Source organism: Streptomyces sp. NPDC002104 (assembly GCF_053593795.1).
Genome location: NZ_JBSFDF010000037.1, coordinates 1 through 14,361, shown reverse-complemented (window position 1 = coordinate 14,361; position 14,361 = coordinate 1). Strand labels below are relative to the sequence as shown.

General features: G+C 72.7%; 12 protein-coding genes. 6 read left to right on the top strand and 6 right to left on the bottom strand.

Annotation, left to right across the window (positions count from 1 at the left end):
* Window positions 1–81 precede the first annotated feature (81 nt).
* Both ACWCP2_RS26785 and ACWCP2_RS26780 read left to right on the top strand, forming a co-directional pair.
* Window positions 82–1,338, top strand: coding sequence for a hypothetical protein (locus tag ACWCP2_RS26785; RefSeq protein ID WP_450911139.1), 1,257 nt, complete (start codon window positions 82–84; stop codon window positions 1,336–1,338).
* 18 nt (window positions 1,339–1,356) lie between these two features.
* Window positions 1,357–1,878, top strand: a complete 522-nt coding sequence (locus ACWCP2_RS26780; RefSeq protein WP_450911138.1) for a DoxX family membrane protein — start codon at window positions 1,357–1,359, stop codon at window positions 1,876–1,878.
* Here the strand turns inward: ACWCP2_RS26780 and ACWCP2_RS26775 are convergent.
* A complete protein-coding gene (locus ACWCP2_RS26775; RefSeq protein ID WP_450911137.1) occupies window positions 1,824–2,048 on the bottom strand; it encodes a hypothetical protein in 225 nt (74 codons plus the stop codon). The two genes, ACWCP2_RS26780 and ACWCP2_RS26775, sit on opposite strands and share 55 nt — an antisense overlap.
* Window positions 2,035–3,423: a PspC domain-containing protein gene (locus ACWCP2_RS26770; protein ID WP_450911136.1), complete on the bottom strand. Its 1,389-nt coding sequence runs from the start codon at window positions 3,421–3,423 to the stop codon at window positions 2,035–2,037. The genes ACWCP2_RS26775 and ACWCP2_RS26770 overlap by 14 nt, the downstream gene beginning before the upstream one ends.
* 131 nt (window positions 3,424–3,554) lie before the next feature.
* Here ACWCP2_RS26770 and ACWCP2_RS26765 point away from each other — a divergent pair, with 131 nt between their 5' ends.
* Both ACWCP2_RS26765 and ACWCP2_RS26760 read left to right on the top strand, forming a co-directional pair.
* Window positions 3,555–4,850, top strand: coding sequence for an ATP-binding protein (locus ACWCP2_RS26765; RefSeq protein WP_450911135.1), 1,296 nt, complete (start codon window positions 3,555–3,557; stop codon window positions 4,848–4,850).
* On the top strand, window positions 4,847–5,542 hold the full coding sequence (locus ACWCP2_RS26760; protein WP_450911134.1) for a LuxR C-terminal-related transcriptional regulator: 696 nt from the start codon (window positions 4,847–4,849) through the stop codon (window positions 5,540–5,542). The genes ACWCP2_RS26765 and ACWCP2_RS26760 overlap by 4 nt, the downstream gene beginning before the upstream one ends.
* Before the next feature lie 55 nt (window positions 5,543–5,597).
* On the opposite strand, the gene ACWCP2_RS26755 is transcribed toward ACWCP2_RS26760, so the two are convergent.
* Together ACWCP2_RS26755 and ACWCP2_RS26750 are read right to left on the bottom strand one after the other, a co-directional pair.
* Window positions 5,598–6,665, bottom strand: a complete 1,068-nt coding sequence (locus tag ACWCP2_RS26755) for an NlpC/P60 family protein (protein ID WP_450911133.1) — start codon at window positions 6,663–6,665, stop codon at window positions 5,598–5,600.
* Window positions 6,666–6,956: 291 nt separating this feature from the next.
* Window positions 6,957–8,021, bottom strand: a complete 1,065-nt coding sequence (locus ACWCP2_RS26750) for an NlpC/P60 family protein (protein ID WP_450911132.1) — start codon at window positions 8,019–8,021, stop codon at window positions 6,957–6,959.
* Between the two features lie 169 nt (window positions 8,022–8,190).
* Between ACWCP2_RS26750 and pcrA the strand changes: the two genes are divergently transcribed.
* On the top strand, window positions 8,191–10,719 hold the full coding sequence (pcrA, locus tag ACWCP2_RS26745; RefSeq protein WP_450911131.1) for a DNA helicase PcrA: 2,529 nt from the start codon (window positions 8,191–8,193) through the stop codon (window positions 10,717–10,719).
* 147 nt (window positions 10,720–10,866) lie between these two features.
* On the opposite strand, the gene ACWCP2_RS26740 is transcribed toward pcrA, so the two are convergent.
* Window positions 10,867–12,609: a M23 family metallopeptidase gene (locus ACWCP2_RS26740; protein WP_450911130.1), complete on the bottom strand. Its 1,743-nt coding sequence runs from the start codon at window positions 12,607–12,609 to the stop codon at window positions 10,867–10,869.
* Window positions 12,610–12,724: 115 nt separating this feature from the next.
* Entirely contained in the window at window positions 12,725–13,492 is a 768-nt protein-coding gene (locus ACWCP2_RS26735) for an esterase/lipase family protein (protein WP_450911129.1), read from the bottom strand.
* A 224-nt stretch (window positions 13,493–13,716) separates the two neighbouring features.
* On the opposite strand from ACWCP2_RS26735, the gene ACWCP2_RS26730 reads away from it, so the two are divergent.
* Entirely contained in the window at window positions 13,717–14,124 is a 408-nt protein-coding gene (locus tag ACWCP2_RS26730; protein WP_356516175.1) for a cobalamin B12-binding domain-containing protein, read from the top strand.
* The last annotated feature ends 237 nt before the right edge of the window (window positions 14,125–14,361 follow it).

Genomic DNA, 14,361 nt, shown 5'->3' with positions numbered 1-14,361 from the left:
CATCGTGCGCAATCCGGAACACTGCCCCAGTGGTGCACAATTCGCTGGCATCGCACCGGAGTTCAGAGAGGCGGCACGTTCGTGGCTGTCCAAGAGATGTCCAGAAACACCCATACCGCGGCCTGTGCCTGCGAAGACTGCACCCGGGAGGGGCACCGCCGCGCGGTCGCCGCGTTCATGGAGAAGCGCGACGAGTTCGCCTCCGGGCAGGGGGTGCCCGCCGCCGTGGCCCACTCCCTCGGGGCCTCCCGCCAGTGGGTCTCCGACGAGCTGACCCTGTCGGCCCGCAACGTCGCCGACCGGGGCCGGGAGGCGGGCAGCTCCTGGCTCCACCTGTTCTCCCGCAGGGCCGTCCTCGCCGTGTGGATCGCCGCCGGGGTGCTGCTCCTGGTCCAGGTCGGCACCGCGCTCGGCACCGGCTGGTCCACGACGCGCACCGCCGGGCTGCTGGCCGCGCTCGTGCTGGCCGCGCTGCTGACGGCCGCGGCCCGCGCGCAGCCCCGCCGCGGCGGCCTGCTGGCGCCGCTCGTCGGCGAGGACAACCGGCTGTCCACCTCGAAGGCGGTGCCGAGCGCCTGGCTGGTGCTCACCGCCTTCGCGACGCTGCTGCCCGCGCTGCGGCTCGCGGCCTCCTCGCCGGGACCTGAGCGCCAGGCCCTGTACGAGGGGCTCGCGTTCGACCGGGCGCTGCCGCTGCTGTCGGTGCTCGGGCTGACCTCGGGGGTCGCGGTGCTGGTGCGCCGGGTGGTCTCCGTACGGATCATGGGGCAGCGGCTGCAGAAGCTGCCGGCGGACCGCCCCACCGGGGCGGACCTGCTGACGGACGACGCGGGCCGGGGTTCCTTCCCGGACGCCCAGTACGTGCTGGTCTCCACGGTGGTGCTGGCCTTCGCCGCGGTCTCGCTGGCCCGGTTCCCGGACCGGCTGCCGGCGCTGCCGTGGGCGCTGGCGCTGCTGGTGGCCCTGTCGGCGGCCGTGTACCTGGCGGCGAAGTACGCGGAGGGCAGCCGCCCGCTGGTCCTGTCGGTGGTGCGCAGACGCGAGCCGGGGGACCTGGACGCGGCGATCCGCCCCGGGGACGACATCGAGATCCGCGGAGTGGGCTTCGTCCCGCCGGGGGCGCAGACACCGGAGATGCTGGCCCGGCTGGTGGTCCGGGTGGGTGCGGTCCATGTGCACGTACCGCTGGTCCCGGTGGCGGGCGGTTTCACCAACCCGTCCGACGCCGTACTGACCGTGCCGGTCCCGGCGGAGGTGGAGCCGGGGCGGATCGAGATCCAGGTCGTCACCGCCGCGGGGGTGGAATCCAACCGGTGCACCATCGACGTGGCGGAGTGAAGCGGGTACACATAGCGCGTGACCCGAACTGACGTCCCCTCCGGCGCCCCTGACGCACCCACCGGACCGAGCGGCCTGCGCGCGCTCGCCGCCCGCCACGCGCTCCTGCCCCTGCGGATCTTCCTCGGCGTGACCTTCGTCTACGCGGGCCTGGACAAGCTGACCGACTCCGCCTTCCTCTCCGCCACCGGCAGCGGCTCCATCGGCGAGCTGATGCACGGGGTGCGCGACACCTCGGCGATCCCGGCCATGGTGGACCTGGCCCTGAAGGCGCCCGTCGGCTTCGCCGTGGCCCTGGCCATCGGGGAGCTCCTGGTCGGCCTGGGGGTCCTGGCCGGGCTGCTGACCCGGATCGCCGCCGTCGGCGGAGCCCTGATCTCGCTCAGCCTGTGGCTCACCGTCTCCTGGGCGGTGACCCCGTACTACTACGGCAACGACCTGATCTACCTGATGGCCTGGACCCCGCTGATCCTCGCCGGGGCGCCCTACCTCTCGCTGGACTCGCTGATCCGCTCGCGCCGGTCGCGGCGCACCGCGTAGGTCACCAGCCCCACGACGGCGGCGAAGGCGAGACCGCCCGCCGTCATCATGAGGACGAAGAACCAGGGCGGATCGGCCTCGCCGGCCGCGCCGAGGAGATAGAGCACCCCGGCCGCCATCAGGACCAGTCCCGCGATCAGCCGTCCCGGCTGGAACTCATGACGCCGCACGGGTCACCTCCACCTGTCCCACACCCGCACTCAGGTGCAGCTCGATCGTGCCGCCGGCCTTGGTGCCCGATTCGGGGGGCAGGGTCTGCGTCCGGGTCTCGGTGCGGTCGCGCACGCGTATGTCCTCGCTGGTGTCGCCCGGCATCTGGATGTCGCCCAGCCTGATCGTCGCCTCCGCCTTCGCGGTGACCTCCCTCGGGAGGATCACCCGCAGCCGGCCCGCGTCGAGGGAGGCGCGGACGGGCACGGTGGTGCCCTCGGGCACGTCCACGTGGCTGAGGTCCAGGGTGGCGAGCCCGGTACCCGCCTCGTACACCGGGGCGACCTCGCCCACCGCGGTCGGATGCCAGTCCACGACGCGCCAGTCGGTACTGATGTCCTTGGGCAGCGCGACCGCCCCGGCCAGCAGGACGGCCGTGATCACCGAGAGGAGGATGGTGCCGAAGCCCGTGCGTCCCCTGACCGAACTCACCGCGAGCCCCAGGCCGAAGACGGCGAGTCCGGCGGCCAGCCCGACCTGCAGGGCGTGGCTCAGGGTGCTGCCCTCCCAGACCGCGGCGGTGGCGGTGCTCCCCGCCAGCGCGGCCAGCACGAACACCCGGCCGCCGATGCCGCCGCGGGCCTCCCACGGGAGGCGCTCGCTGGACGGCGGAGCCTGCGCCGGGCCCGCGCCGGGGACGGCACCGGCCGAGTCCTCGGGACCCCACAGGTACCCGGTCGAGCCGACCGGCCCCGTGGTGCCGTCCTTGACCAGCGGATCCCGCCACCAGGACGGGCCGCCGGGCGCGGGCGGCGCCTGGGTCTCGGGCGGCGCCGGACTGTGCGCGGTGCGGTGCCCCGTGCGGGTCGCCGCCGGGTACACGAACTCGGCGCCCGGCGCGGCCTTCTCCTCGGGAGCCGCGCCCGGCCCGCTCCGCCGGCGCTGCGACCAGTACGCGGCGCCGCCCAGGGCGAGGACGGCCAGGACGGAGAACACGGCCAGCCCGCCGTTGTCCAGCATCGACAGGAACAGGGCGCAGCCCACCAGCGCGGCGAACACCGCCGCCAGCGTCGAGCCCTCGACCCGGCCGGTCAGCAGTTTCTTCGCCTCGCTGTCCTCCTCGCCCTCCTGGGGCAGCAGCAGCCACGCGAAGCCGTAGAAGATCAGACCGACCCCGCCGGTGACGGCGAGGACGCCGAGCACGATCCGGAAGATCACCGGGTCGAGATCGAAGTACCGGCCCAGGCCGCCGCACACACCCGCGAGCACCTTGTCGCGCTTGCCGCGGCGCAGGGGAGGGCGCTCGGAGAGCGGCGCAGCGGAGCCGGCGCCCTGGCCGGCCGCGCTCGCGCCGGCTCCTGCGTCCGGCGGCGGGGAATCGTGTACTTCGGTCATGCGTACATGGTGACGGTCCGCCGTCGCCGCGGGCATCCGGATCTACCCTGGCGCAACCCTGATATCCCCCCGAGAGAACTGGGGGGCTGCCCTGATGTCACGGGCACCGCGCGCGTGTGACCATCGGTGACATGCCCGTAGCAGCCGCCCCCCGCCCGCCGTACGCACCGGAATCCGACGAGACGCCGCAGCGCAAGCTCTACCGCAGCGCCGACGGCCGGATGCTCGGCGGCGTCGCGCGCGGCCTCGCCGGGCACCTGGGCCTGCCCGTCGTCTGGGTCCGGCTCGCCTTCCTCGGCCTGTTCATGTGGGGCGACGGACTCGGCGTACTGCTCTACGCCGCGTTCTGGGTGTTCGTACCGCTCGGCGTCGGCGGCCGCAGCGGCCACCGCTCCTACTTCGACACCCTCCCCGACGGCACCCGGCGGCTGCGCAAGCCCGAGCGCGGCCAGATCACCGCGCTCATCGCGCTGTGCGTCGGCGCGGGCATCTTCATCTCCAAGGTCCAGGTCGGCGGCAGCTCCGGACGGTACGTGTGGCCGACCCTGCTCGTCGGAGCCGGTGTGGTCCTCGTCTGGCGCCAGGCCGACAACGCCCGCCGCGCCCACTGGAACGCGGCCGCCGGCCGGCACGGCCGGCTGCTGCAGACCGCCCGCGCGCTCGCCGGCGTCGCCCTGGTCGGCGTGGGCCTGACCGTCTTCATCGTGGTCCGCGGCTCCGCCGCCCAGCTGGGCAACGTCCTGACCGCCACCCTGGCCGTCCTCGTCGGCGTCGCCCTCCTGGCGGGCCCCTGGCTGATCCGGATGACCCAGGACCTCTCCGAGGAGCGCCTGATGCGCATCCGCGCCCAGGAGCGCGCCGAGGTCGCCGCCCACGTCCACGACTCGGTGCTGCACACCCTCACCCTGATCCAGCGCAACGCCGAGGACGTCGGCGAGGTGCGCCGCCTCGCCCGGGCCCAGGAGCGGGAGCTGCGCAACTGGCTGTACAAGCCCGAGGGCACCGGCAAGGACGAGGGCGAGGAGCCGACGACCCTGGCCGAGGCCGTGAAGAAGACCGCCGCCGAGGTGGAGGACCACCACGGGGTGCAGATCGAGGTGGTCGTCGTCGGCGACTGCCCCCTCGACGAGAAGCTGGCCGCACAGATGCAGGCCGCGCGCGAGGCGATGGTCAATGCCGCCAAGTACGGTGGCGACGGCGGCCCCGTCCAGGTGTACGCCGAGGTGGAGGGCCAGACGGTGTTCGTGTCCGTGCGCGACCGCGGACCCGGCTTCGACATGGACGCGGTACCGGACGACCGCATGGGCGTACGAGAATCGATCATCGGCCGGATGCAGCGCAACGGCGGGACCGCACGACTGCGGTCCGCGCCCGACGGCGGCACGGAAGTCGAGCTGGAGATGGAGAGGGCGGCGAAGGCAGCATGACCGAGGACAGCGCGAGCACCGGCGGCGTGACCAGGAGGGTCCGGGTGGTGCTCGTCGACGACCACCGGATGTTCCGCACCGGGGTCCAGGCCGAGATCGGCGAGACCGGGCGGACCGGGGTCGAGGTCGTCGGCGAGGCCGCCGACGTGGACCAGGCCGTCACCGTCATCACCGCCACCCGCCCCGAGGTGGTGCTCCTCGACGTGCACCTGCCCGGTGGCGGCGGCGTCGAGGTGCTGCGCCGCTGCGCCCCGCTGATGGGCGCCGTCGAGGACCCGGTGCGGTTCCTGGCGCTGTCGGTGTCGGACGCCGCCGAGGACGTCATCGGGGTCATCCGCGGCGGCGCCCGCGGCTACGTCACCAAGACCATCACCGGCACCGACCTGGTGGACTCGGTCTTCCGCGTGCAGGACGGGGACGCAGTGTTCTCGCCGCGCCTCGCGGGCTTCGTGCTCGACGCGTTCGCCTCGACGGACGCCCCGCCGGTCGACGAGGACCTGGACCGCCTCACCCAGCGCGAGCGCGAGGTGCTGCGGCTGATCGCGCGCGGGTACGCGTACAAGGAGATCGCCAAGCAGCTGTTCATCTCGGTCAAGACGGTGGAGTCCCACGTCTCGGCGGTCCTGCGCAAGCTCCAGCTCTCCAACCGCCACGAGCTGACCCGCTGGGCGACGGCCCGCCGGCTGATCTGAGCCCGCCCCTGCCCCGGCCCGCCCCCGCTCGCCCCGGCCCGCCCCGTGCCGGAGCTCAGGCCGGCCGCGAGGCTCCGGCCCAGGGCATCGAGTCCACCGGCGCGACGCGGACCGTGGAGCCGGGGCGCGGGGCGTGGATCATCTGGCCGTTGCCGATGTACAGGCCGACGTGCGTGACGCCGGAGTAGAAGAACACCAGGTCGCCGGGGGCCAGCGCGTCGCGCGAGACCCGGCGGCCCGCGTTGATCTGCGTGTAGGTGGTGCGCGGCAGCGACACCCCGGCCGCGCGCCAGGCGGCCTGCGTCAGGCCGGAGCAGTCGAAGGACCCCGGGCCCGTCGCCCCCCACACGTACGGTTTGCCGATCGCCCCGTACGCGAACGCCACCGCGCGGGCCGCGCGGGAGCCGTCGGAGGGCGGCGGAGCCTGGGTGGCGGGGCCGCTCGAGGCGGAGGCGCCCGGGGCGGGGCCGGCCGAGCGGGCCTCGTAGGCCGCGCGCTCCTCGGCCGTCAGCTTGGCCAGCAGCCGCTGCGCGGCGGTCAGCTTCTCCTCGATCTCGGCCTTGTGGCCCGCGAGTTCGCCTTGCCGGGCCCGCAGCTCGGCGAGGCGTCCGGCGGCCTGTTCCTTGAGCTTCCCGACCTCGTCGAGCCCCCGCCGCACGGCCGCGACCTCGGCCGCGTTGCGGTTCCCGGCGCGGGTGATGAGCGCGGCCCGGTCCAGGTACTCCTGCGGATCGTCGGACAGCGCGAGCTGTACGGCGGCGCCCAGCGTGCCGCTGCGGTACTGGGTCGCGGCCAGTGAACCGAGGGCGTCGCGGGCCGTGTTGAGCCGGTCGGTCGTGCGGGCGGTGCGCTCCCGCAGTCCGTCGAGCGCGCGCTGCGCCTCGTCGGCCTTCTCCTTCGCCCCGTTGTACTGGTCCGTCGCGGCCTCGGCCTCCTCGTAGAGCCGGTCCATCTCCGCCTTGACCTGCGAGGGCGTCGGCTGCGGATCGGCGTGGGAGACGCCTTCGAACGCGGTGGCGGTGGCAGCGCCCGCGAGGGCGAGGGTGGCGGCGGTGGTGCGTACGGTGCTCCGTGCCGTGCCGCCGTTGAGCGGGCGCTGCCTGGGCTTTCGATGACTGGCCACGAGGGCCTCACGTCCTTCCTCCGTCGGTGCTTGGGGGAGGACGCTAGACCCGAAGGTAACGGGCAGATGACGACATGATCGGAAGTGGCCGCACGCGACCGGACCTGGCCGGCCGGTGTCCGTATGAGGGCTGGCTCTCTCCGCGGATCTCCGTCAGGCGGGCGAAGACGACCACGTCGCCGTCGTAACCCTCCTTCTTCGCCCGCCACATGACGGCGCCGAGTGACGGACACGCCGACGTGCGAACTCCCGATGGACCCGGCGCGCCAACGCCCCGGCGCGCCACCGTGCTCACCCCGGCCGGACGCTCCCGTAGATCGGCTGGTAGTAGACCGAGTCCTCGCGGACCGACGACCCCGGCCGCGGGGCGTGGATCATGCGGCCGCCGCCGATGTAGATCCCGACGTGGCTGATGTCCGCGTAGAAGAACACCAGGTCCCCCGGGCGCAGATCCTTCGTCGCGATCCGCGGAGCCGCCTTCACCTGGTCCCAGGTGGTGCGCGGCAGCGTGATCCCCGCCGCCCGCCAGGCGGCCTGGGTCAGGCCCGAGCAGTCGTACGAGCGCGGGCCGGTCGCGCCCCAGACGTACGGCTTTCCCAGCTGGGCCCGGGCGAAGGCCACCGCCCTGGCGCCGGCCGCCGACGCGGGGCCGTCGGCGGGTCGCGGTCCGGAGCCACCCGGGGCCCCGGGGGCCAGGGCCCGGGCCCGCTCCGGCGCGGTGAGCCGTGCGAGCAGCGCGTTCGCCTCCGAGAGCCGGGCCTGCACCTCCTGCTTGCGCCCGCGCAACTGCTCCTGCGCCCGCTCCAGCTCCGCGACCACGACGGCCGCCTCCCGGCGCTTGCCGGCCGTCTCCGCCCTGGCCCGGGTGTACCGGGTGAGCAGCGCGTCCTCGCGGCCGCCGAGCCGGTTCACCAGGTGCGTCTGGGCGAAGAAGGCCTGCGGATCTTCGCTGAGCAGCAGGGCCGCGGTCCCGCCGATCCCGCCGGCCCCGCGGTACCGGTCGGCGGCGTAGCTGCCGAGCAGCCGCCGGGCCTCGTTCAGCTTCTGCGTGGTGGCGGCCACCTGGTCCATGAGCGCCGACAGCAGGGCCCGCTGCTCCTCGGTCCGTCCGGCCGCCGCGTCGTAGGCCTGGGTGGCCGTGCCCGCCTGCCGGTGCAGCTCGTCCACGCGGGTCCGTACCTCCTCCACCGAGGGGCGGGGCGCCGGCGCCGCCGCGGCCTGGTGGGGGAGGAGCAGCCCCAAGGAGGAAAGGGCCGCGGTCGTGACGACCGCGGTGGGGGCGTTCGGATGTCTTCGGGTGCGCGGCTTGCGGTGGTGGGGGGAGGGATGGGACGAGGGGAATCCGTACGTGTACACGGGCCGGCACCTCCTTCCGGTTGGCGGAGCACGCTAGCGGCGCGGGCGCCTCCCCGGAAGGGGGCAGGAGCGGTCCGCAGGGCATATGCCGCCCAATTTTCCGGGTAAGGGACCGGATTTTCCGGGGGCGGGACCGGCTGTCGGTCCCGCCCCCTAAACTCGGAAGGCGATGAGCAGCCTCTTTGACGACAGCTTCCTGGCCGACCTCTCCCCCTCCGAAGAGGTCCCCCCGCCGCCCGAAGACCACGCCGCCCCGGAGACGGGCGCGGACGATCTCTTCGGGGGCCGGTTCGACGCGCCCCTCCACGGAGACGCGTACTACCGGGACGGCGCCCCCAGGCCCGTCATCGACCCGGCGGCCCTCCTGGAGGGGCTGAACGCGGAGCAGCGCGCCGCCGTGGTGCACGCGGGCTCCCCGCTGCTCATCGTGGCCGGCGCCGGCTCCGGCAAGACGCGCGTGCTGACGCACCGCATCGGCCACCTGCTGGGCGCGCGCGGGGTCCACCCCGGCCAGATCCTGGCGATCACCTTCACCAACAAGGCCGCCGGTGAGATGAAGGAGCGCGTCGAGGGCCTGGTCGGCCCGCGCGCGAACGCCATGTGGGTCTCCACCTTCCACAGCGCGTGCGTCCGCATCCTGCGCCGCGAGTCCAAGCGGCTGGGTTTCACGTCCTCCTTCTCGATCTACGACGCGGCCGACTCGAAGCGCCTGATGGCGCTCGTCTGCCGCGACCTGGACCTGGACCCGAAGAAGTTCCCCCCGAAGGCCTTCAGCGCCAAGATCTCGAACCTCAAGAACGAGCTGATCGACGCGGACGCCTTCGCCGGGCAGGCCGCGGACGGCTTCGAGAAGACCCTCGCCCAGGCGTACGCGATGTACCAGGGGCGCCTCGGCGAGGCCAACGCGCTCGACTTCGACGACATCATCATGACCACCGTCCACCTGCTCCAGGCCTTCCCGGACGTCGCCGAGCACTACCGGCGCCGCTTCCGGCACGTGCTGGTCGACGAGTACCAGGACACCAACCACGCCCAGTACACCCTCGTGCGCGAGCTGGTCGGCACCGGCTACCCGGACCTGCCGCCCGCCGAGCTGTGCGTGGTGGGTGACGCCGACCAGTCGATCTACGCCTTCCGCGGTGCGACCATCCGCAACATCCTGCAGTTCGAAGAGGACTACGCGGACGCGACCACGATCCTGCTGGAGCAGAACTACCGCTCCACCCAGACGATCCTGTCCGCCGCCAACGCGGTCATCGAGCGCAACGAGAACCGCCGCGCGAAGAACCTGTGGACCGAGGCCGGCAGCGGCGCCGTCATCACCGGCTACGTCGCGGACACCGAGCACGACGAGGCGCAGTTCATCGCCGACGAGATCGACCGGCTGACGGACGCGGGCGACGCGAAGGCCGGCGACGTCGCGATCTTCTACCGGACCAACGCGCAGTCCCGCGTGTTCGAGGAGATCTTCATCCGCGTCGGACTGCCCTACAAGGTCGTCGGCGGCGTCCGGTTCTACGAGCGCAAGGAGGTCCGCGACGTCCTCGCGTACCTGCGCGTCCTGTCGAATCCCGAGGACAACGTCCCGCTCCGCCGGATCCTGAACGTGCCCAAGCGCGGGATCGGCGAGCGCGCCGAGGCGATGATCGACGCGCTCGCGATGCGCGAGAAGATCACCTTCCCGCAGGCACTGCGCCGGGTCGACGAGGCCTTCGGCATGGCCGCCCGCTCGACCAATGCCGTCAAGCGCTTCAACGTGCTGATGGAGGAGCTCCGTACGATCGTCGACTCGGGCGCCGGCCCCGCGGTGGTCCTGGAAGCGGTCCTGGAGCGTACGGGTTACCTCGCCGAACTCCAGGCCTCGACCGACCCGCAGGACGAGACGCGCATCGAGAACCTCCAGGAACTCGCCGCCGTGGCCCTCGAATTCGAGCAGGCACGGGAAGCGGCGGCGGCCGAGGCCGCCGAGAACGGCGCCCCGCCGGTGGGCCCCGGCACGCTGGCCGAGTTCCTGGAACAGGTCGCGCTGGTCGCCGACTCCGACCAGATCCCGGACGAGGACACCGACGGCAACGGGGTCATCACCCTCATGACCCTGCACACCGCCAAGGGCCTCGAGTTCCCGGTGGTCTTCCTGACCGGCATGGAGGACGGGGTCTTCCCGCACATGCGCGCGCTGGGCCAGACCAAGGAACTGGAGGAGGAGCGCCGCCTCGCCTACGTCGGCATCACCCGGGCGCGCGAGCGGCTGTACCTGACGCGGTCGAGCATGCGCAGCGCCTGGGGCACCCCCTCCTACAACCCGCCCTCGCGGTTCCTGGAGGAGATCCCGGCCGAGTACCTGCAGTGGAAGCGGACGGGCGCGGCGCAGAAGCCGGCGGGTCCGATGCGCAGCTCGGGGTACGGGTCCTCGGGCTCGGGCGGCGGCGGATCGAAGGCCTCGTTCGGCACCTCGCCGGAGGCCTTCCTGTCCTCGTCGCGTACGAAGTCGGGCCCGTCGGGGTTCGCGACGCGCCGGGCCACCGACAAGCCGGTCATCGCGCTGGTGGTCGGGGACCGGGTCACGCACGACCAGTTCGGTCTCGGCACCGTCATGGAGGTCAGGGGAGCGGGCGCGGACGCGCAGGCCACCATCGACTTCGGTGACGAGAAGCCGAAGCGGCTGCTGCTGCGGTACGCGCCGGTGCAGAAGCTCTAGCGCTCCGGCTGTTCGGAACCTGGAAAGGGCCCGCCCCTCGGGGGGCGGGCCCTTTCCACGTCGTGGGCGTCCTGGGACGGAGTAGGCGTCCTGGGACGGAGTAGGCGTCCGGGGACGGAGTGGCCGTCCCGGGACGGAGTGGCCGTCCTAGTTCGGGTTCAGGCCCTTGGCGCGCAGCCATGCCTGCGGGTCGACCGGGGAACCGCCGCCCGGCCTCACCTCGAAGTGGAGGTGCGGGCCGGTGGAGTTGCCGGAGTTGCCCGAGTACGCGATCACGTCGCCGGCCTTGACCTTGCCGGAGCGGATCTTGGCGCTGCTGAGGTGGCAGTACCAGGTCTCGGTGCCGTCGGGGGCGGTGAGTATCACCATGTTGCCGTAAGCCGAATTCCACTGGCTGCGCACGGTGCCGTCGGTGGCCGCCATGACCGAAGTCCCGTAGGACACCGGGAAGTCGATGCCGGTGTGCACGGACATCCAGTTGACGCCCGCCTGGCCGAAGCCCGCGCTGAGGCCGTGCCGGGCGACGGGGAGCACGAACTTGGGGCGGGCCGCTTCCCTGGCCGCCGCCTCCTCCGCCTTGCGCTTCTTCTCCTCGTCCTGGCGCAGGCGCAGGTCGATGCGTTCCTGGGTGCGGCTCGCACGGTCCGCGAAGTCGCCGGCGTCGGCGCTGAGAGCGGTGAGCTGCGTGTCGAGCTTGCTGTTCGCCGCGACCGGCTTGATGGAGGCCGGGTCGGGCGCGGCCAGGGTGGTGGTCTCCTCGGACGGCTTCTCCGTACCGGTGAGGCCGCCCACGGAGGCGGCGGCCACACCCGCGACACCCATCACGCAGGCCGAGGGAACGGCCACGGTCAGCAGCGCGGAACGCTTGGCCGGGGTACGACGGCGGTTGCTGGCACCGGCCTTGGCGGTAGCGGTCTTGGTGCTGCCCTTGGAGACCGGCTTCGAGGCGGGCTTGGAACCGGCGCGGCGCGAGGGGCGCGGCTCGGCGGGCGCGGCCGGGGTGGCGGGCATGGTCTGGGTGGGGAGATCGTGCACCTGGGCGTTCGCGTGCAGGTCCGCGTCCGCGTCCATCGCGTCCATCGCGTCCATCGCGTTCATGTCCGCATCATCGGGCTCGATGGGGGCATCCGCGGGGAGGAACTCGAAGACGGCGGTCTCGGTGTAGGCCGTCTCGGCCTCGTGTGAGGGAGCGGATCCGGGAGTGGCGTAGGCCTCGTACCCGTAGTCGTAGGCGTACTGCTGCTCAGGGGCCTGGGGGTGGGCGTAGGCCTGATCCTGTGCGGGGTCCGGGACGTGCGGCTGCTGCTGCGGCTGTTCGTAGCCGGTGTAGCCGTAGGGCTGCTCGGGGGCCGTGTTCCAGGCGGTGGCGTCGTAGGTGCCGGTCTCGGTCCCGTAGCCGGGGACCGACCAGTGGCCGGTCTGCTCGGCGGACGGGTCGTAGCCGAAGGCCGTGGACTGGTAGTCCAGGGAGACGCCGCCCTGCGTGGGGACGGTCGAGAGGTAGCCGTCGTGGCCGGCGTACCCGCCGTAGCCGTCGGCGGACTGCTGCGCGTAGCCGTTCTGGGGGGCGGTCCATGCCGTGGTGTCGTACGAGCTGGTGTCGTAGGAACCGTAGGTGGCGCCGTAGTTGTAGCCCTGACCCTGTGTTTCATAGGACGCAAACGCTGAATCGCCAGCGAAAGTGGTGGTGGAAAGGCCGTCGTACCCAAAATCGGGGTACTGGCCCGACGAGGGGCGGTCGTTCACCAACTTCTCTTTCGCCTCGGCAGCGGGGGGCCTGGGTGGCCGAGGAATGTGGGGTCCTCGGAGGAGAGCAGTGGCGTGACTGTACCCGGCGGTTACACGCAACGACAATCTTCGGAGGGATTTGTGCTCGGCGGAACCGGGCATTCGGCCGCCTTTCGGTCGGCTGAAGACCCACCCTTGGCCTTGAGTTCGAAAAACGTTCGACTGGAGGTCGCATGTCGCTCCCGCGGTCGAGGCGGGAACGGGGCCGGCCGGCCGGTCAGGCGACGGAACTGGCGCCGGGATGCGGGAGGGCGGCCGGCCTGGGCCCGTCGAGTGCGCGCCGGACCGCCGCGATGACGGCCGGGTGCGCGGGCAGGGCGAGATGCCCGATGCCGGTGACCTGCACGTTTTCCACGAGCAGGTCCGGGTGTTCGATACGGGCCGTCCCGGTCGGGTCCATCAGCTCGTCGAACTCGCTCCAGAACGCCACGCACCGGGTCCGGCAGCCGGGCGCGGGTGCGCGCAGTTCGGCGAGCACCTCGGAATCCGGGCGCATCTGCCGGACCAGGGGGTGCGCGTCCATGAAGGGCGCCACGCGGGTGCCGGAGTGCGGGGTGCCGAGCGTGACGAGCGTGCGGACGCGCGCGTCGCCGCCGAGGCGCTGGACGTAGTACCGCCCGACCAGTCCGCCGAGACTGTGCCCCACCAGGTCCACCCGGTCCTGACCGGTGCGCTCGCACAGCTCCTCCACGCGTCGGGCGAGGTGCCGGGCCGTGACGCGCAGGTCGCAGGTGAAGGGGGAGTAGTTGTACGCCTCCACCTGCCGCCGGCCGCCGGCCTCGAGGGCGCGGCGCAGCAGGACGAAGACGGAGCGGTTGTCGGTGAACCCGTGGAGCAGCACCACCGGCGGGCGCGGGCGCTCGTGGGCGGGGGCGGCGGGTCGTTCCGGCAGGACTCCGGTGGGATACAGCAGGATGTGTCCGCCGAGCACGATCGCTTCCAGCAGTGCGGCCCGCAGTGCGGCACCGGACATGGTCAGCCCCATGGACGGCCCCCCGTAGGTCCTGGTGCTACTCGGCTGCTCGACTACTCGGCTGATCGGCTGATCGGCTGCTCGGGACCGGGGCGCCCGACCGCCCCGTGCCGTGCGGCTGTCGGCGCGGAGCGGTGGTACGCCATCCCACGTGTGATTTCCCCCTCGTGGTTGACCGCGAAACGGGGGTGTGCGCAATGCTGTACTTAACGTTCGTTCACTCGGGAGGCAGTGCGATGGGTGTGACCGGTCCGATCCGTGTGGTGGTGGCCAAGCCGGGCCTCGACGGCCACGACCGAGGCGCCAAGGTGATCGCGCGGGCCCTTCGGGACGCGGGCATGGAGGTCATCTACACCGGCCTCCACCAGACTCCCGAGCAGATCGTCGACACGGCGATCCAGGAGGACGCCGACGCGATCGGTCTCTCGATCCTGTCGGGGGCGCACAACACGCTGTTCGCGCGCGTGCTGGAACTCCTCGCGGAGCGCGATGCGGCTGACATCAAGGTGTTCGGTGGCGGCATCATTCCGGAGGCGGACATCGCTCCGCTGAAGGAGAAGGGCGTGGCCGAGATCTTCACGCCCGGGGCGACGACCACGGCCATCGTGGACTGGGTCCGCGCGCACGTCCGCCAGCCGGCGTAGCGCGGGGCGCTGCGCTGGGCTGTGCTGGCTGCGGGTGGGGGCCGGTGCCGGGGGCGGGGTGGGGTGTCGGCCTGGACTGCATGATTTAGGCGCCCTGCCCCCAACGTTCGACAGTTGTGGCTTTCCGACGCGCCACAAATCACGCTTTACGTCCCGGCCAACACCCCACCCCGCCCCCGTCCCCGGCCCGCACACCGCAGCCTCCGGCGCCATTTCAGCCCCGCCGGCGTTTGAGGC